The 17,308-nt window shown below is 70.7% G+C and carries 18 protein-coding genes; 7 read left to right on the top strand and 11 right to left on the bottom strand.

All coding sequences use genetic code 11. The annotated features are described in order from the left end of the window. Nucleotides 1-3 precede the first annotated feature (3 nt). Nucleotides 4-732: a hypothetical protein gene (locus D458_RS0106195; RefSeq protein WP_017585853.1), complete on the top strand. Its 729-nt coding sequence runs from the start codon at nt 4-6 to the stop codon at nt 730-732. A gap of 102 nt (nt 733-834) precedes the next feature. Here D458_RS0106195 and xylA read toward each other — a convergent pair whose 3' ends face one another. The 3 genes from xylA to D458_RS0106180 all read right to left on the bottom strand — a co-directional run bounded on the left by xylA (nt 835) and on the right by D458_RS0106180 (nt 3,611). Beyond that, nucleotides 835-1,992, bottom strand: coding sequence for a xylose isomerase (gene xylA, locus D458_RS0106190; RefSeq protein WP_017585852.1), 1,158 nt, complete (start codon nt 1,990-1,992; stop codon nt 835-837). Between the two features lie 70 nt (nt 1,993-2,062). Further along, a complete protein-coding gene (locus D458_RS36690; RefSeq protein WP_160168043.1) occupies nt 2,063-2,221 on the bottom strand; it encodes a hypothetical protein in 159 nt (52 codons plus the stop codon). Between the two features lie 130 nt (nt 2,222-2,351). After that, nucleotides 2,352-3,611 carry an ROK family transcriptional regulator gene (locus D458_RS0106180; RefSeq protein ID WP_017585850.1) on the bottom strand — a complete coding sequence of 420 codons (1,260 nt, stop codon included), beginning with the start codon at nt 3,609-3,611 and terminating at the stop codon, nt 2,352-2,354. Between the two features lie 62 nt (nt 3,612-3,673). Between D458_RS0106180 and D458_RS0106175 the strand changes: the two genes are divergently transcribed. The 3 genes from D458_RS0106175 (at nt 3,674) to thrS (ending at nt 6,195) form a co-directional block, all read left to right on the top strand. After that, nucleotides 3,674-4,255 carry a GNAT family N-acetyltransferase gene (locus D458_RS0106175; RefSeq protein ID WP_017585849.1) on the top strand — a complete coding sequence of 194 codons (582 nt, stop codon included), beginning with the start codon at nt 3,674-3,676 and terminating at the stop codon, nt 4,253-4,255. A 39-nt stretch (nt 4,256-4,294) separates the two neighbouring features. Then, nucleotides 4,295-4,765 (top strand): NUDIX domain-containing protein, encoded by a 471-nt coding sequence (locus D458_RS0106170; RefSeq protein ID WP_017585848.1) that lies wholly within the window; start codon nt 4,295-4,297, stop codon nt 4,763-4,765. 101 nt (nt 4,766-4,866) lie between these two features. Beyond that, the gene (gene thrS, locus D458_RS0106165; protein ID WP_275042279.1) at nt 4,867-6,195 is read left to right on the top strand and encodes a threonine--tRNA ligase; all 1,329 of its coding nucleotides are present in this window, start codon (nt 4,867-4,869) and stop codon (nt 6,193-6,195) included. A gap of 71 nt (nt 6,196-6,266) precedes the next feature. Here the strand turns inward: thrS and D458_RS0106160 are convergent, their stop codons facing one another. The 4 genes from D458_RS0106160 to D458_RS37855 all read right to left on the bottom strand — a co-directional run bounded on the left by D458_RS0106160 (nt 6,267) and on the right by D458_RS37855 (nt 8,530). Next, nucleotides 6,267-6,527 (bottom strand): DUF6504 family protein, encoded by a 261-nt coding sequence (locus tag D458_RS0106160; protein ID WP_017585846.1) that lies wholly within the window; start codon nt 6,525-6,527, stop codon nt 6,267-6,269. A gap of 79 nt (nt 6,528-6,606) precedes the next feature. After that, nucleotides 6,607-7,539 (bottom strand): M48 family metallopeptidase, encoded by a 933-nt coding sequence (locus D458_RS0106155; RefSeq protein WP_239647901.1) that lies wholly within the window; start codon nt 7,537-7,539, stop codon nt 6,607-6,609. Between the two features lie 105 nt (nt 7,540-7,644). Further along, on the bottom strand, nt 7,645-8,367 hold the full coding sequence (locus tag D458_RS0106150) for a DivIVA domain-containing protein (RefSeq protein ID WP_026119046.1): 723 nt from the start codon (nt 8,365-8,367) through the stop codon (nt 7,645-7,647). A 31-nt stretch (nt 8,368-8,398) separates the two neighbouring features. After that, a complete protein-coding gene (locus D458_RS37855; RefSeq protein WP_275042278.1) occupies nt 8,399-8,530 on the bottom strand; it encodes a hypothetical protein in 132 nt (43 codons plus the stop codon). Between the two features lie 506 nt (nt 8,531-9,036). Between D458_RS37855 and D458_RS0106145 the strand changes: the two genes are divergently transcribed. Next, entirely contained in the window at nt 9,037-10,317 is a 1,281-nt protein-coding gene (locus tag D458_RS0106145) for an LPXTG cell wall anchor domain-containing protein (RefSeq protein ID WP_160168042.1), read from the top strand. Between the two features lie 100 nt (nt 10,318-10,417). Here the strand turns inward: D458_RS0106145 and D458_RS0106140 are convergent, their stop codons facing one another. Continuing rightward, nucleotides 10,418-11,308 (bottom strand): N-acetylmuramoyl-L-alanine amidase, encoded by an 891-nt coding sequence (locus D458_RS0106140; RefSeq protein ID WP_017585843.1) that lies wholly within the window; start codon nt 11,306-11,308, stop codon nt 10,418-10,420. A gap of 780 nt (nt 11,309-12,088) precedes the next feature. Here D458_RS0106140 and D458_RS0106135 point away from each other — a divergent pair. Further along, nucleotides 12,089-13,273 (top strand): hypothetical protein, encoded by a 1,185-nt coding sequence (locus tag D458_RS0106135; RefSeq protein WP_051049605.1) that lies wholly within the window; start codon nt 12,089-12,091, stop codon nt 13,271-13,273. Nucleotides 13,274-13,762: 489 nt separating this feature from the next. Here the strand turns inward: D458_RS0106135 and bldC are convergent, their stop codons facing one another. After that, entirely contained in the window at nt 13,763-13,966 is a 204-nt protein-coding gene (bldC, locus tag D458_RS0106130) for a developmental transcriptional regulator BldC (RefSeq protein WP_013155387.1), read from the bottom strand. A gap of 710 nt (nt 13,967-14,676) precedes the next feature. Beyond that, nucleotides 14,677-15,510, bottom strand: coding sequence for a hypothetical protein (locus D458_RS0106125; RefSeq protein WP_017585841.1), 834 nt, complete (start codon nt 15,508-15,510; stop codon nt 14,677-14,679). 253 nt (nt 15,511-15,763) lie between these two features. On the opposite strand from D458_RS0106125, the gene D458_RS0106120 reads away from it, so the two are divergent. After that, entirely contained in the window at nt 15,764-15,991 is a 228-nt protein-coding gene (locus D458_RS0106120) for a DUF3073 domain-containing protein (RefSeq protein WP_017581391.1), read from the top strand. Nucleotides 15,992-16,170: 179 nt separating this feature from the next. Here the strand turns inward: D458_RS0106120 and purM are convergent, their stop codons facing one another. Further along, a complete protein-coding gene (gene purM, locus D458_RS0106115) occupies nt 16,171-17,250 on the bottom strand; it encodes a phosphoribosylformylglycinamidine cyclo-ligase (protein WP_017585840.1) in 1,080 nt (359 codons plus the stop codon). Nucleotides 17,251-17,308 lie beyond the last annotated feature (58 nt).

Raw genomic sequence — 17,308 nt, 5'->3', positions numbered from 1 at the left:
CCTGTGGACAACCGGTTCAGGTGTGCCGAACCCGGCGATAATGGGCGCATCGACGCACAGAGCCCCACCCCACGGACCTCCCGCCGTCTCTCCGACCGCCTGATCCGCTCACAGATCCGAGCCCAGAACGACCCCCGCCGCACCGGCCGTGTGGCGGGGGCGGGCTTCGGCCTGCTCCTGTTCCTCGCGATGGGCCTCGGCTTCCTCCTCGCCGCGGGGGACCGGCCGTCGTACCTCCTGCTGGTCCTGGCCGTCGTCGGCGCGGTCCTGGGCGCCGCGGTCTTCGCGGTCGCGGTCAGCGCCCTCGCCCACCGTTCGGTGAGCGGGAACCCCCTGCCCGCCCACGCCGACCCCTCCGAGGTCCGGGCCGCCAGACGGGTGCTCCGTACGGGTGAGCTCTCGGGCAGACCCGCGGTGGACCGGATCGCGCGGATCCTCGCCGCCCAGGCACTGCGCCACGCACCCCACCCGGCGCTCTTCGGGGTGCTCGGAGGTCTGTGGGGCCTGTACTTCTGCGCCCACGGCCTGCCGGGTCTCGTGTACGGGGGAGGAGGCCTCGTGAACGGACTCCAATCCGTCCTCGGGGTGCTCCTCCTGGTCGGTGCGGTCGCCGTGCCGCTCACGGTCGCCGCGCAGAACCGGCGGGCGAGAGCCTTCGCCGGGGCCTACGACGCCCGTTCGCGTGCGGGGGGCAGGCTTCGCCGGCCCGAGACCCGCCGGGAGGAGGGCTGAGCGTTCCCCGACCTCACGGGAACCGGCAGCGCTACAGGGATGACCCCGTCCCGGGCACACCGGCATGCGGCCCGGGACGGGGGGTCGGGATCGGGCCCGGGGTCAGCGGGTGCCGAAGAGGTGCTCCAGGGCGAGCTGGTCCAGCTTCTCGAAGTGGTAGCCGCGCTGACCGACCGACTCCAGGTCCAGCTCCTCCTTGAGCAGGTCCGCGACACTCTCACCGGGGGAGAGCGTGGTCTCGGACAGCTCGGGGACCCGTGCCGCGGCCAGGGCCGCGGTCACCTCGGGGTCGGCCCGGAACGCCGCCGCCTTGTCCTTGAGGATCAGGTAGTTGCGCATGCAACCCGCCGCGGACTCCCAGACCCCCGACATGTCCTCGGTCCGGGGCGGCTTGAAGTCGAAGTGCCGGGGCCCCTCGTAGCCGGAGCGCTCCAGGAGGTCGACCAGGAAGAACGCCTCCTTGACGTCGCCCGCGCCGAAGCGCAGGTCCTGGTCGTACTTGACTCCGCGCTGGCCGTTGAGGTCGATGTGGAAGAGCTTGCCCGCCCACAGGGCCTGGGCGACGCCGTGCGCGAAGTTGAGCCCGGCCATCTGCTCGTGGCCGACCTCCGGGTTCACCCCCACCATCTCGGGGTGCTCGAGCTGGTTGATGAAGGCCAGGGCGTGGCCGACCGTGGGCAGCAGGACGTCGCCGCGCGGCTCGTTGGGCTTGGGCTCGATCGCGAAGCGCAGGTCGTAACCCTGCTCCAGGACGTACGAGCACAGCAGGTCGAAGGCCTCGCGCAACCGGTCGAGGGCGGCGTGGTCGTCCTTGCCCGCCTCGGTCTCGGCGCCGTCCTGGCCGCCCCAGCACACGTACGTCTTCGCTCCCAGGGACACCGCGAGGTCGATGTTGCGGATGACCTTGCGCAGCGCGTAGCGGCGCACGTCGCGGCTGTTGGAGGTGAACCCGCCGTCGCGGAAGACCGGGTGGGTGAAGAGGTTGGTGGTGACCATCGGCACCGCCAGGCCGGTCTCGTCGAGCACGCCCCGGAAGCGCTGGAGGATCGCCTCGCGCTCGGCGGGCGAGCTGCCGGGCGGGACGAGGTCGTCGTCGTGGAAGGTGATCCCGTGCGCGCCGAGGTCGGCGAGGCGGCGGACCGCGTCGACCGGGTCGAGGGGCGGGCGGACCGGGTCGCCGAAGGTGTTGACGCCTCGCCAGCCCACGGTCCACAGGCCGAAGGTGAAGCGGTCCTCGGGGGTGGGCCGGTAGTCGGTCATGTGTGCTCCTGGGGGTCGGTCCGTGGACGGTGCCGGACACGAACAGTTTGTCTAGAGCCACAACTAATTGTCAACGGGGCTGGCCCGACAGCACCGCGATCTCATCCTCCCCGAGGACCGACCCCTTCGCCTCGTCCTCACCGACCAGGTCCGACGCGGCCGTATCCAGCCCCATCCGCTCCGGCCGGACCACGGCCGGCCCCGCCCGTGGGCGACCAGAGACAGCCACGACCGCTCCCCGTCGTCGGGCAGCCGATCGGAGGAAGAGGAGTGATCGGAGGAAGGGGAGGCGGAGCGCGAAGAAGGGGTACGAACCCTGGCGGCGCAGGACCGGCCGTGTCCCGTCCGGCCGACGCGGATCAGGTCTCCTGCGGCTCCGACAGCGGCGGGGACAGCGGTAGGTCGCCCGACTCCAGGCCGTGGATCATCACGGCGGCACCGCCCCGGGCGGCGGCGCTCATTCCCAGGCTGGAGGGCTCCACCCTGCAGCCGCCCGCCTCAGGGGCGAAGGAGTGGGCCCGCGCGGCGGCACGGCAGCGGGGGATCAGCCAGGGGGCCATCGGCACGAAGTAGCCGCCCAGCACCACGGCGCCCGGGTTGACCACGTTCACCAGGGTCGCCACCCCGCGCCCCAGCCAGGTCCCGGCCCGTTCCAGGGCGGAAACGGCCGTGCGGTCGTCGGTCGACGCGCGTTCCACCGCGGCCTCGACCAGGTCGGCGACGTCCCGGCCGTCCAAGGGGCCGTCCGCGACCAGGTCGGGCAGGGCGGCGCGCAGGATCGCCCCGATCCCGGCCAGCGCCTCCAGACAGCCCCGGCGACCGCACGAGCACTCCGGGCCGTCGGGGTCCAGTTCCAGGTGCCCGATCTCCCCCGCGAACCCGCCCGCCCCGCGCAGCAGCGCGCCGCCGGTCAGCACCCCCGCGCCGATCCCCACCTCACCGGTCACGTACACGAGGTCGGGGAGTCCGGCCAGGGGGCCGAACCGGTATTCGGCCATGGCGCCCAGGTTGGCGTCGTTGTCGACCAGCACGGTCGCCTCCGACAGGGCGGAGTCGGCCAGCCGGGAGCGCAGGAGGTCACGGAGGGGGACGTCCCGCCAGCCCAGGTTGGGCGCCCGCGTCACCGTGCCGGAGGGGGCGTCGATCAGACCGGGCACCGCCACGCTCACCCCGACCACGGAACGGCCACGCAGCTCGGGGGCCCCGGTGACCTCCCTCAGGGTGTCCGCGATCCGGTGGGCGCAGTCCCGGGCCCCGGCGGACCGGGCGTCCAGCGGCACGTGGCGGTGGGCCAGCTCCCGGTGGAGCAGGTCCACCGCCACCACCGACAGGTAGTCGACGTTGACCTCCAGGCCGATCGCGGCCACCGCGCGGTCGTCCAGGGCCAGCAGGACCCCGGGGCGCCCCACCCGCCTCTGCGAGGTCTCACCGGTCTCCCGGACCAGGCCGCGCGCCATGAGGTCGGTGACCAGACTGGAGACGGTGGTCTTGTTCAATCCGGTGGTGGCGGCGACGGCGGCGCGCGAGCACGGGGAGAGCTCGCGGACGGTACGCAGCACGGTGCGGAGGTTGGTCTCCCGGACGGTCTGGAAACTCACCGAACCCGTACCGGTCGTCACCCCTGCCCCCTGTCGCAGAAAATCCGTTGCCCGTGTGTGGGGGCGCTGATTGGATTCCCATCATGGTGCCTTCCGACGTCTTCCGCGACCAGCCCGTCCTCGTCGGGGAGCGGGTGAGACTGGAACCGCTCGGCGCCGCCAACGGGGAGGAACTCATCCCCCGCACGGTGGACATGGACCCGGACGTGCGACGGCTCAGCGGCACCCACCGGGAGTTCACCGCCGAACAGCTGCGCACGGTGTTCGCGGACTGGGAGCAGCGGCACGACCGGGCCGACTGGCTGATCCGCTCCCGGGAGGACGGCACGGCGATCGGGGACTGCGCGCTCCTCGACCTGGACCCGGACAACGCCGAGGCGCACTACCGGATCGCGCTCAACTCCATGGCGCACACCGGCAAGGGGCACGGCACCGAGGCCACCGACCTGGTCCTGGAGTACGCCTTCGAGACCGCGGGGCTGCACCGGGTGGCCCTGGAGGTGTTCGACTTCAACACCAACGCCGAGCGGTCCTACGCCAAGTCCGGGTTCGTCCGGGAGGGCGTGTGGCGCCAGCACCTGCGCTGGGACGGCGCCTGGCACGACGCGGTCCTGATGTCGGTCCTCGACCACGAGTACGCCGAGTTCCGTCGGCGGCGTGGCTGACCGGACGAACCCTCCGGCCCCGGCGTTAGTGTCGGGTCCATGCCCGTTCCCGACTTCCTCCTGAAGCTGCGCCAGCACGTCGGCCACGGCCTCCTCCCCCTGGTGGGGGTGAGCGCCGTCGTGCTCGACGACGACGGTCGGCTGCTGCTGCACCGGCGCTCCGACGACGGCCGCTGGGGCGTCCCCGGCGGCATCCTCGAACCGGAGGAGCAGCCCGCCCAGGCCGTGGTTCGCGAGGTACGTGAGGAGACCGGTGTGGAGGTCGAGGTGGAGCGCCTCTCCTCCGTGGTCGGCCAGGAGCCCTACACCTACCCCAACGGCGACCGGGTGCAGATCCTCGACCTCGCCTTCCGGTGCCGCCCGGTCGGCGGTGAGCTCAGGGCGGACGACGACGAGAGCCTGGAGGTGGCCTGGTTCGCGCCGGAGGAGGTGCCGCGGATGGCCGAGCGCATCCACGAACGCATCGGCTGGGCCCGCGAACCCGGGGGCCCGCCCCACTTCGAGCGCTGACTGCGCCGGGCCCCGCCTTCGGGGAAGGCGCCGGCCGGGGAGGACCGCGGGTGCTAACGTGGCGCCCATGCAGCGCGCCGCGATGACGACGACGCCGGAGAGTGTCCCGGCGCGCTGAACCGTGTTTTCGACCAGGCCCCGGGGCGAGTGCCCCGGGGCCTTCGTCTTGCGGTCACTCGCCCTTCTCGAGGAGGAACGAGATGACCGCCAAGCACGATCACCGCAGGCTCGGCCGCGAACTGGAGCTGTTCGGCACCGATCCGCTGATCGGCTCCGGACTGCCCTACTGGCTGCCCGACGGCGCCACCGTGCGCCACGCCCTCGAGGAGTACGTCCGCGCCGTCGAGCGCCGCGCGGGCTACCGCCACGTGTACTCGCCGGTGCTCGGCAAACGGGAGCTGTACGAGATCTCCGGGCACTGGTCCCACTACCGGGACGACATGTACCCGCCGATGGAACCGGGCGACGGGGACGAGCAGTTCGTGCTGCGCCCGAGCCTGTGCCCGCACCACGCGGTGATCTTTCGCTCCCGCTCGCACAGCCACCGCGAACTCCCGCTGCGGATGGCCGAGCTGGGCGGCATGTACCGCTCCGAACGGTCCGGGGTCCTGGGCGGGCTGGGCCGGGTCCGGGCGATCCAGCTCAACGACGCCCACGTCTTCTGCGCCCTCGACCAGGTCGTCGACGAGGCGGGCGCCGCCCTGGAACTGGTCCGGCGGGCGCACCGGGCGATGGGGATCGTCCCCACCCGGTACCGGCTCTCCCTGTCCGGCCCCGGCGGGAAGTACGTCGACGCCCCGGAGTCCTGGCGGCGCGCCACCGAACTGCTCACCGAGGTCCTCGACCGCTCCGGGGCGGCCTACGAGCGGGCCGAGGACGAGGCGGCGTTCTACGGGCCCAAGATCGACGTGCAGTTCACCGACGCCGCGGGGCGGGAGTTCACCCTCTCCACGGTCCAGGTCGACTTCCACCAGCCCGAACGGTTCGACCTCACCTATGTCGGGGCCGACGGGGCGAGGCACCGGCCGGTCATGGTGCACCGGAGCGTGGTCGGCAGCGTGGAGCGGGCGGTGGCCCACCTGATCGAGGTGCACGGCGGGGCGTTCCCCGCCTGGCTGGCGCCCGTCCAGGTCGCGGTCCTGCCGGTCTCGGCCGAACAGGTCCCCGACGCGGCGGCGCTGGTGGAGCGGTGCGAGGAAAGCGGGCTGCGCGCCGAGCTCGCCGACCCGGAACGGGGCAGCCTGGGCGCCCGGATCCGAGCGGCCAGGCTGGTTCCCTACCAGGCGGTGATCGGCGCGAAGGAGGCCGCGGAGGACGAGGTGGCCGTGCGGTTGCGGGACGGCCGCCGCCTGGACCCGATGCCGGTGCGCGCCTTCGCGGAGCGGGTTCTGGGACTGGTCCGGTCGCACACCGCCGAGCTCTGGCCCTGAGCCCTCCGGTCTCCGGGTTCAGGAAACGGGAGCGCCCGCCGGGAACCCGCCCGGCGGGCGCCTCGGTGGGTTCAGCTCCACTGGCGCCGCATGGTCCAGCGGTCGGAGGCGGTGTCCCGCGAGATGTCGATGATGCTGGGTCGGCCCGAATCGGACTCGGCCGAGACGCGGAGCAGATTGATCTGCGTGGCGGGTACACCAGGAGCCCCGGGGCGCGCGGGCCAGTCACCGATGATCCTGCGGACCCGGAAGGTGTGGCCGCGCCAGGTGAACTGGGCGGGGTGTCCACGGTCGGTGGAACGGACGTCGATCTGCTCGTTCAGAAGACTCACACTGGCATCCTATCGAACATGCGTTCGAACAAGTCAAGCCTTTCGGAAATGGCGCGGGTCGTGCCCGGGGGACACCGGGCTAGATGAAGACCCGGCCGCGGCGGTTGCGGTCGCGCAGCGCGGCCATCCTCCTGGTGTTGCTGGGACGCCGTGTGAGCAGGTGGTAGAGCAGCAGGGAGCACCCCCGGTCGGTGTGCGCCCGGGCGGCCATCTCGCCCATGTTCACCCGCGGGTACAGGTGAGGGCCTCCGGCGAACAGCCGTACCGCGTGGGTCCCCTCGGGCAGGTGCGCGTGGGCGTGGTTGTCGGCCGTGTACTCGGCGGCCCGGGACAGCGCGGAGCCCAGCCCCGGGACCAGGTCGGCGCCGACCGTGGCCACCCGGCGCCAGTAACCGGTGTGCCCGGCCGCGACGTGGCCGACCTGGTGCGCGATGAGGAAGGCGAGGGCGTCCGGGTCGGGCAGGCGGCCGTCGCCGTCGAACAGGGCGTCGGGCAGCACCAGGTAGCGCCGGAGTCCGTGGGCGGCCGCGTCGGCGCGCGCCGAGACCGGACCCGGCCGCAGGTACGCCTCCGGGGTCCGGGCCAGCCCCATGTCGGCCGACAGCGACACCACCATCCGGTAGGCCTCGGGGAACTGGGTGGGTGAGATCCGGACCGACTCCGCGCGCTCGCGGGCGTAGCGCAGGCCGCGTGCCGACCAGCACACCAGCGGCACCGAGACCAGTGACAGCGCGGTCCACAGCGCTGATCCCGACACCGACCACACCAGTCTCAGAAGGACCAGGGCAAACGCCAGGGAGACCGTGGCGCACAGCGCGAGCAGCGGCTTCTCCCAGGGGTGGGCGGTCGCCGGAACGACCTCCTCGTCCGTGTCCTCCGAGCACAGTTCCCGCGCGTGCCCGTGCAAGGAGAGCGGGTGCGCCGATCGCTGACCGGGGGTCGTGGTACAGCCGGGAACCCCGTAGACCGCGCAGGTGGGGGTGTGCCCCCCAGGCGGAGTCGCGTGTGGCATGCTGCTCCCCTCATACCGCCCGTGACAAGGGATGACTACCCCCTGTGCCTAAATATTACTTTCCGCATTCCTTTGTGTGGGGCGGCGGAGGCGGCGTGTCCCGGGTCAGGAGCGCTCGTAGTGGCGCAACTCCTCGGAGAGCTGGTCGAGGAAGTGGTCGACCTGGGCCGGGTCGTACCCCGGGCGGGCCCGTGTGGTGGCGAACTGGACCCGTTCCACTTCGGCCGAAGTGAGGGTGGCCCGCTCCGGCCGGCCCTGCTGGAGGACCTCCAGCGTGTACTCGGCGCGGTCCAGGAACTCGTCGACCTCCTGCTCGTTGTAGCCCGTGGTCAGCCGCGTGGTGGCGAAGCGCTTCTCCCGGATGTCCTTGGGGGCCATCCGCGGTCCGGGCGGGGGGCCGGGCCTGGGCGCGGTCGGGTCCGTGGGCGGCTGGACCGGCCTGCCCGGGCCCGCGTACACCTGTCCCTCCTGGGGCCGGCCGGGACCGGTGCTCCGGGGGTCGGCTCGGCCCGGGTGCGGAGGCAGGGGCGGCGGGGCGGGCTGGCCCAGGCCGCGTCCGGCGAGGTCGGCGATGACGAGGTCGAGGAAGTCGTCCACCTCGTCCTCGCGGTACCCGGGGCTCATCCGGGTGGTGCGGAAGCGGGCGTTGCGGATCTCGTCCGCCGTGAGCAGCGGTCCCTTGCGCGGGCCGCCCTCCAGCGCGACCAGGGTCGTCTCGATCCGGTCGAGGAGCGCGTCGACGTCCTCCTCGTTGTAGCCCGGGCGCAGTCGCACCGTGTGGAACTTCTTGTTGCGGATGTCCGCCGGTGTCAGAGGCATGGTCCCCATTGTGCAGTTCACGAGGTTCGTAGGGGCGCTGTCACGAGTCCGCGTGTGACTCGGCGGCCGACCGGGAGGCGGTGGCGCCCGGTCGGGCGACGGCCCGGCGGCCGCCGCGGCCGAGTGGCGCGGCGTCGAACTCGGACGCGGGGGGAGAGGCGGGGGAACTCATGGGTCGCATTATGCCGACGGTGAGTGGCGTACGCCATACCGACCGGTAGTTCTGGCCGGGTGCGGACGTGCCCCGGTCCCGGGCCGGATGCGCCTCCGGCTGGGGAAGTTCCTTATATGACGCACTGGCCGGGCGAAGGTTTACCGGAATCCAAAAGAATTACTGGAATTGTTGGGCACCGTTACCCAGTGCACTCAAAAAGCCATCGTAATCTTTTTGATATCCAGAGACCGACCTTTCGACCTTTGTCGGTATGTATTCTTCTCTCGGAGAATGGAAAGCAACTCGGCCGGTTCTTCCGGCCCTGGCCTTCTGCGGGCCGAAACCGTGCACGCTCTCTGTTTTCGCAGGTCATCGGCTTCTGTGTGCCTTGACCCTCCCCCATCCGACCCTGGTGCGCGATTCCCCGATCCGAGACTTCCCGCCCTCGCGTTCCGGCGGTGGAAGCCGCGACCAGGCCTGGCCCAGACACACGTGGGCCCGGACGATCCAAACGAGGATTGATCTTGAAGAACGCTTCCCGAATCTCGGCTCGACGCGTGCTGCAGGGCGGTGCCGCCTTCGCCGCGCTGGGGGCTCTCACCCTCGGTGCGGCCTCCCCCGCCCACGCCGACACCTACGGCTGGGCCTACGCCTCCGCCGTCGGCGGAGAGGGCGTCTCGGAGACCTACATCACCCAGGACCAGACGGTCTCCACCCCGTTCTCCAGCAGCATCGGTGACTGGCTGGTCGTCGAGGGCACCACCACCGCCACGGTGAACGCCGACGGTGCCACCGCCACCACTGTCATCGACTCCGCCAAGGTCTCCGTCACCGCCGAGAACATCGAGGACATCCTCGACCCCTCTGAGGACGACGAGGACGAGGACGAGGACGACGAGGACGACGAGGACGGCGACGAGGGCGAGGGTGACGACGGCCTCGACGAGGACGGCGGCGCCGGCGAGGGCGACGGCGGCAACGAGGACGACGAGGCCCCGGGCGGCTCCGACGGTGACGACGACGGGACCGACGCCCCGGGCGACGGCGGATCCGAGGACCCGTCCGCGGCGCCCACCGAGCCGGAGGGGACCCCCTCCGAAAGCGTTGAGGAGGGCTCGACCGACGGCCCCTCCTCGCCGCCCGCCGACAGCGACGAGGACGAGGTCAGCGACACCGCCTCGGCCGAGTTCATCGAGCTCGACGACGAGAACTCCGAGCTGGTCGACGGCAGTGACACCGTCATCCTCGAGGGCACCATCACCGGGATCACCGTCACCACCACCCAGAGCTGGGACGGCGAGGTCAGCCACCACGCCGACGAGGGCACCTTCACGTCGGCGCCCAGCGTCCTCTCGGGCGAGGACGGTGAGGAGCTGGTGCTGGACATCCAGCCCTCCGTGGACCAGGGTGTCGTGCAGACCGAGGACGCTGGCTTCCTCTGGAACGACGCCTACACCAACCTGTACATGAACTTCCTGGTTGACGACGAGTTCGTCGCCGGCTACTCCCTCGCCGAGAGCGCCGCTGGCATCACCACCGGTGCGGTCGACGGCGGCGGTGACAACGGCGGTGGCGACGGCGACGGTGACGGTGACGGCAAGAACCCGCCGCAGAAGGAGCGTGACGAGGACACGCTCCCGAAGACGGAGGCCAAGGACGCCGAGCCGCTCGCCCAGACCGGTTCGCCCCTGGGCGGCCTGATCGCCGCCGGTGCCGCGATCGCCGCCGGTGGTGGCGCCGCCGCCTACCTGGCGCGTCGCAAGAAGAAGAACGGCGAGGAGACCGCCGAGACCGAAGAGAGCTAGTCTCTCGGCCGCACGCGGCGCCGTGAGGCGCTGAGCACCGTGCACAGGAGCGGGCCCCGGGGAGAGAGTTCCCCGGGGCCCGCTTTCACGTCGTGTGGGCCTAGTCGCGCATGAGGTAGACGGCCAGTCCGCGGGCGATGGCGTCCGCGGCGTCCGCGCGCCACCGGGGGTCCTCCAGGAGCTCGGCGTCCTCGGCGTTGCGCATGTTCCCGGCCTCCAGGAACACCTTGGGCACCTCGGACAGGTTCAGTCCGCCCAGGTCGGTGCGCTCGTCCAGGCCGTCCTCGGCGAGGTAGTCGGCGTAGGGGACGTCGGTGCCCTCGCGGTACTCGCGGCGGATGTCCTCGGCCAGGAGGGCGGAGGGTTCGACGATGTCCTCGGTGAGCCCGGCCAGCTCCCCGGGTGCGATGACGTGGAAGCCCCGCCCCGACTCCGGTCCGCCGTCGGCGTGGATGGACAGGGCGGCGTCCGCGTCGTTCCTGTTGCCGATCTCCGCGCGCTCGTCGATGCAGGGACCGACGCCCTCGTTGTCCTCGCGGGTGAGGATCACCGTGGCGCCGTCGGCCTCCAGCCGTTCCTGGACGAGTAGGGACAGGTCCCAGTTGAACTCGTGTTCGGAGTAGCCGCCCGCGCTCTCGGTGCCGACGGTGTCGCAGGCCTTCTCGCCGTTTCCGGCGGGTACCAGGGAGTTGATCTCGCTCGCGGCGTCCGCGTTGCCACCGTTGTGACCGGGGTCGATGACCACGACCCGGCCGCCGAGCGGTCCGTCGCCCGGAGGGACGGCCTCGTCGTCGACGGAGGTGTCGCCACCCTCCTCGGAACCGCTCCTCCCGTCCTCGGGGCCGGGCAGCGGAAGCGCTGCGGTGGGATCGGTGCCGGGTGTACCGCCGGCCGGTGACGAGCAGGCCGCGGTCCAGAGGACGGCGAGTGAGATCAGGGACAGGGCGCGGGTGGCGCGGCTCCGGAGCCCTGACGGTGCGCAGACGGGCATGCCCCACAACCTAGCCGCTACTCCCGACCCCGACGTACCTCCGCAGAGCCGGGCGAGTGGCGCAGATCATTTGTCCGCAAACGGCCAGAAGAAATTCCGGGATATCCACAAAGGAATGCGCACGATGGTGTATTGAATGGTCGACGATCCTTCTGGGGGTTCTCGTGTTTCTCCGAGAGGTGCCTCTGGTCGATGGGGAGCGGCCCTGCCGAAGGCAAGCGCGATCGCCGCTGTGGACGGTTGCCGAGGGTGATGAATGATTTCATCATGATCTTTTCGTGATGAGCACTCCGGTGAACAACGCCTACGCACCGACCGTCCGGGGCGACATCTCCGGGCCCACTGAGGGCGACGGCGGCGACGAAAAGAGCCCCCGGGACGGAGAGCGCCGGGACTGTCGAGGGCTGGTCGGCAGCCGACAGACGGCGACCGGCCGGTATCCGACCGGTCGATCACGGGCCCTCGGGGGATCTCCTCCGGGCCCCGTTCGTTGTCCCAGTTCGGAGCGGCCACCGGTGCTTCCGGGACGACGTTCCGTCCTGGGCGGAACGGTTTCCGTTTTGTGATCAAGCGACTAGGCTCACCGTGTGGAACGCCCTGTACACGGCACCCCACGCGCAGGCAGTACCTCGACCGGGCGGACGGGAAATCACCCCGCCCACCTCGGAAGACCGCGTCCGGCCAGCCAGGTCGGCCAGAAAATCCCGGGCCGCCGCTCCAGCGTCGGGACGGGCCCGGTCCCGGAGCCGGGCATCCCCCAGATACAACAGGAGTGTTGTGGTGACTCCCGCCAAACTGTCCGCACGCCGCCTCCTGGCAGCTGGAAGCCTCTTCGCCGCGCTCGGCGCGTTCGGCGTCGCGTCCGCTCTCCCCGCCGCGGCCACCCAGCTGGTCTGGGCCAACGCCCAGGCCTGGGTCGGCGACGGCGACCTCGTCACGGGCTACTCCACCGCGATCAGTTACGGCGGGGAGACCGAGGACGAGACCCGTGCGGAACCGGTTCTCGGACCGCTGGCCGAGTACACGCAGATCCGGGGGGAGAGCCGCACCCTGGTCAACGACAGGGGAGCGCTGTCCGAGGCGGTGGTCGAGCGGGCGACCGTCCGGCTCGGCGTCGACGACCTGATCGACCTCGGCATGATCGACCCGGTGGACGAGACCACCGAGAAGCCTGAGGACCCTCCCTCGGAGGAACCGGAGGAGGACACCGGGCGCAGCGGTGCGGAGGACGACGCGGACAGGGAAGACCTCAGGGACAGGGAGTCCCAGTGGGCGGAGGAGGAACCCGCCCCGGAAACACCCTTCGAGGAGCCCTCCGGGGGCCCCAGCGCCTCGCCCAGCGAGGAGGACGTGATCATGCTCGGGGAGGACGACTCCGAGACCGTCTCCGGTGACGGCAACGCGGTCGAGTTCACCCTCTCGGATGTGCGGACCAGCGCCGCCGCGGCCTATGACGGCTCGACCGAGGCGACCTTCGAGTACGGCGAACTCACCGCCTTCGGTGAGCCCTTGGTGGGGTTCGGCGGTGAGCGCCTGGTCGAGGAGACGCTGGAGGTCCTCGACCAGGACGGCGAGGCCCTGGCCGAGGTGCCCGTCAGCGTCCGTTTCCTGGTCAACGAGTACGCCTTCGAGGACGAGGACGATGACTGGGAGGGGGAGGGGATCCGCTCCTCGCTCACCGTGTGGGTCCAGGTCGGTGACCCCGGAGTGGAGAACGGGTTCGCGGTGAACTTCGCCGACTCCTGGGCGATCGGCTCCACCCATGTCTCGGCCACCGAGCCGGGCAAGGACGAGCGCGGGGAGGGGCAGCAGGAGGTCGCGGCCCCGAACACGCGGCTGGCCACCACGGGCAGTTCCATCGTGGCACTGATCACCGCCGCCGTGGTGGCGGTCGGCGGCGGCACGGCGGCGACCTTCCTCGCCCGCAAGCGCACGACCGCCATGGACGACCAGATCGAGGATTGAGCCCGGGCCGCGCCCTCACGAGGCAGGGGCGGTTGGGGCTGCGCCGCAGGCGTTTGTTGAGGGTGACGAAGAGGGTGGGGCTGCGCCGGCGGCGTCCGTTGAGGGTGGTGGAGGGTGACGAAGAGGGTGGGGCTGCGCCGGCGGCGTCCGTTGAGGGTGGTGGAGGGTGACGGGTGGGCGGGTCACCCCGTCCGGGTGACCCGCCCTTGAACTCTCGCCGGCAGCCAGAGCTCGTCCAGCCGTCCCGCTACCGACCCCACGTGTGGTTTAACGTCTCCGGGCCGCTCCCGACGACGCCGGACCGAGGTCCGGGAACAAAGCGTGTTTCACCTGCCGCCGCAAGGGCTGATCACCCGGAAAGCGGGGTTTCACCTTCCGGACACCTCTGACGATAGGCCCTCTCAGCGGTGTCCTTGGATGATCACAGAAGTTCGCTGAGAAAATTCATACCAGTTGACTACCCCCCGGAGTCAGCACAGGCCGGGGAGATCACTCCGTACGCTGGCTGGGGATTCCGGCCAACAGGGCGCGGACCTCAGTCTCGCGGTAGCGGCGGTGGCCGCCCAAGGTGCGGATCGAGGTCAGCTTGCCCGCCTTGGCCCAGCGTGTCACGGTCTTGGGGTCCACGCGGAACATGGTGGCAACCTCGGCGGGGGTCAACAGGGGCTCCGCCTCGGGCGTGCGAGTTGACATGTGTACGGCCTCTCCTCCTGGATCTGTGTGCCGATCCTTGAGCCTTATTCCTGGCACTTGGCCCGGATGTCCAATAGGTCCCGCTACGAGACCATGATGGCATCACCCGAGGTGATTATGCGACCACTCCAAGCAACTTTGCGTGTGGGAGGCCCATGAAAGCCGCCCGTGGCCGCGTCACGCTAAGTGATTCTAGCGACACGTTTAGTGGCATGTGGCGTATTCGGTCAAAACTTCGTTCTCGGGCCTCGTTTTTCTCGATCCGGAGAGCCCGAAGTGCTAGGGCGGAGCTGACCGAAACCCGATGGCCGAGTCCGGGGGAAGAGGGCGCAGGCCCTGGTCAGTCGCGCTGTGGCGAGAGGTGGGGTGCGGTGGCGCGCCTGGCGCCGGTCCGTTGCGGCTGGTGGCTCAGGCCACGCGCATCCTCGGCGTGGCAAGGGTTTCCTGATTACTCAGAGTGCGCTCAGTTACCGACTCGCTACAGTCTACGTCGATCCCTATCGGGCGTTATGCCCAGTTTCACGACGCTTGATGTCGTGCCTTGGCCGGGTGGGGGTGCACACCGCCGTCACGTGCGAAAAGACGGTTTCGTACGGCCGAGAAACCTGGTGTACCAGGTTGGTCCACGGCGTGGCGCAAGCACGTTCCGGTACTCGGATAGCGACAGCCGGTGGTGCCGTGTCCACGAAAAGCTGGAGCGTTCCTGACTGTCAGTTGGCGTGCTGGAGGGCACGCACCGACCTCCACCGCAGGGTGAGCCTTCTGCGGAGCTCCGCCATGCGGGAGTCCTCGCCCTTGGCGAGCGCCTCCACGGCCTCGGCCACCTCGGCCACCGAGTGGTCCTCGCTCAGGTGGTCGTCGCTCAGCAGGTGCGGCAGCCCTCCGTAGTCCAGCTCGAGGAGGGAGTCGGGGTGCGCCGTCGAGGACAGCCAGTCCATGAGCCGCTCGGTCGCGGAGGACACCGCGTGCTCCCCGATGCGCTCGAGCATGACCGCCGCGGTGTGTTCGAGGCGCCGCCTGGCCTGCGCGGTCCTGGTCAGGTACAGCAGGGTCCTGGTGGACCCGGTGGACAGGACGAGGCAGCGCTCCTGGGGCTCGAACGGAACGAACCACGGGACCGGGATCGTCCAGTTGCTCGACAGGATGCCCGGCTGGGCCTGCGCTCCGGAGTCGCGCCACTGCCGGTACCCGGTCTCGGCCCGATCGGCCTCCCGCGCGGGCACGAACGCCTCGACGAGGGGGCGCGGCATGGCGTCGGTGAACTCCGCGAAGGCGCGCCAGGAGCGCAGGCGGGTCTGCCACGGACAGACGTACAGCTGCTCGTTCACCCGGCGCAGGTACGCGTCCCCGCTCTCCTCGGCGGGCGCGATCACCGGCGGGGTGGTGATGGCCCGGCCCAGGCTCTCGGCGTGCTCGGCGGCCAGGGCGTTCACGCGCTTGGGGCGGTCCGTGGACTCCGAGTACCCTTCCCAGTACCGGCGGTCACGCGGGGAGAAGGCCGTGATCGGCTGGTAGACGCGGAGATAGGCGGTGTAGGGCAGCACGATCGAATCGTGGCACAGATCGTTCCGTCTGGCACTCACCGTGAGAAGTCCCAGGCAGAAAGGGCTTCCGTGCCTACACCACATCCGTCACACCCGGGTGGCGTAGGCACGGTGGGGTCCGACCAGGTACGGTTGTATGTGTACGTAAGCTGGCGCCTGTCGTCAGTCGCGTTTGACGGCCGTCAGCCTGGTAGTGCGGGTTAGTAAGTGATCTGGGGTTCGTCGGAACCCAATCGTTGAGGGGGTCGAGCCAATGGGGCGCGGCCGAGCCAAGGCCAAGCAGCAGAAGGTCGCCCGGAAGCTCAAGTACAGCTCCGGTGGGACCGACCTTGAGCGGCTGCGGTCGGAGCTGGGTGTCGCTGAGGACGAGGGGTCTCCCTCCGGGCCGTCGGGTCCGGACGATTCCTACACGGAACCTCAGGACGACCTGGTCGATCGCTACGCGGATCTTGCCGACAAGTACTCGGAGTCCGACAAGTAGTCGTCGGACGCATCCGAGTCTTTCGGGTCGCTCGGACAACAACCGCTGACCTGTAGCGGTTACGGTTCTCCACCGGGGAGCCGTCGCGGACAGGTGGATATAGCCGGTGCGAACCACTGTGGTGGTTCGCACCGGCTATGTTCGCGTCCCTCACCCGGTTCCCGGGTGCCCGGTGCCGCTTACGCGTTTCGGTACTCGCCGTTCAGCACGGCCTGCCCGGAGGCATCCTCCGCCGCACCGGCCTTCACCACGCCGAGGCGCCACGCCTCGACACCGCGTTCGGCGAGCACGCCCAGCGCGCGCTCCGCGTCGTCCGCGGCGACGATCGCCACCATGCCCACGCCCATGTTGAACGTGGCCTCCATGTCCTCCCGGCTGACCCCGCCCTTCTCGGCCAGGTAGCCGAAGACCGGCAGCGGAGCCCAGGTGGAGCGGTCCAGTTCGGCGTCCAGGCCCTCGGGCAGCGAACGGGACAGGTTCGCGGCCAGTCCGCCGCCGGTGATGTGCGAGTAGGCGTGCACCTCGACCTCGGCGGTCAGCGCCACACAGTCCTTGGCGTAGACACGCGTCGGGGTGAGCAGGACCTCGCCCAGGACCCCGCCCAGCTCCGGGACCCGCGCGTGCAGGTCCAGGTCGGCCCCGTCCACGATGTGCCGGACCAGCGAGTAACCGTTGGAGTGCGGGCCGGAGGAGGCCATCGCGATCACGGCGTCGCCCTCGCGCACCCGGTCCGGTCCCAGGATCGCGTCACCCTCGACCACGCCCGTGCCGGCCCCGGCCAGGTCGTACTCCTCGGGGTCCATCGCACCCGGGTGTTCGGCGGTCTCGCCCCCGACGAGCGCGCAGCCCGCCTGGTGGCAGCCCTCGGCGATGCCGCCGACGATCTCCGCGACGCGCTCGGGCACCACGGCGCCGGTGGCGATGTAGTCGGTCATGAAGAGGGGTTCGGCGCCGCAGACGACCAGGTCGTCCACGACCATTCCGACCAGGTCGATACCGATGGTGTCGTGCTTGTCCATCTGCTGGGCGAGCATGACCTTGGTACCGACCCCGTCGGTGGAGGTGGCCAGGACCGGGTCCTTGTACTTGGCCGTGTCCAGACGGAACAGGCCGGCGAAACCGCTGGCGTCGGTGACCTGTTCGGGCCGGCGCGTACGCGCGACGTGACGCTTCATCAGGTCGACGGCGCGCTCACCGGCGGCGATGTCGACGCCCGCGGCCGCGTACGCGCCCGTCGCCCCTGTGCTGTCGGCTGCCACGCGAGTTCTCCTCGTGTTCGGGGTGGTGTGCGAGTGCTCGCTGGTGCGAGCGTCAGCG

This window comes from Nocardiopsis ganjiahuensis DSM 45031 (assembly GCF_000341085.1).
GTDB classification, from domain to species: Bacteria; Actinomycetota; Actinomycetes; order Streptosporangiales; family Streptosporangiaceae; genus Nocardiopsis; species Nocardiopsis ganjiahuensis.
Note: the sequence above shows the minus strand (reverse complement) of the source record. Positions and strands in the feature narration are given on the sequence as shown.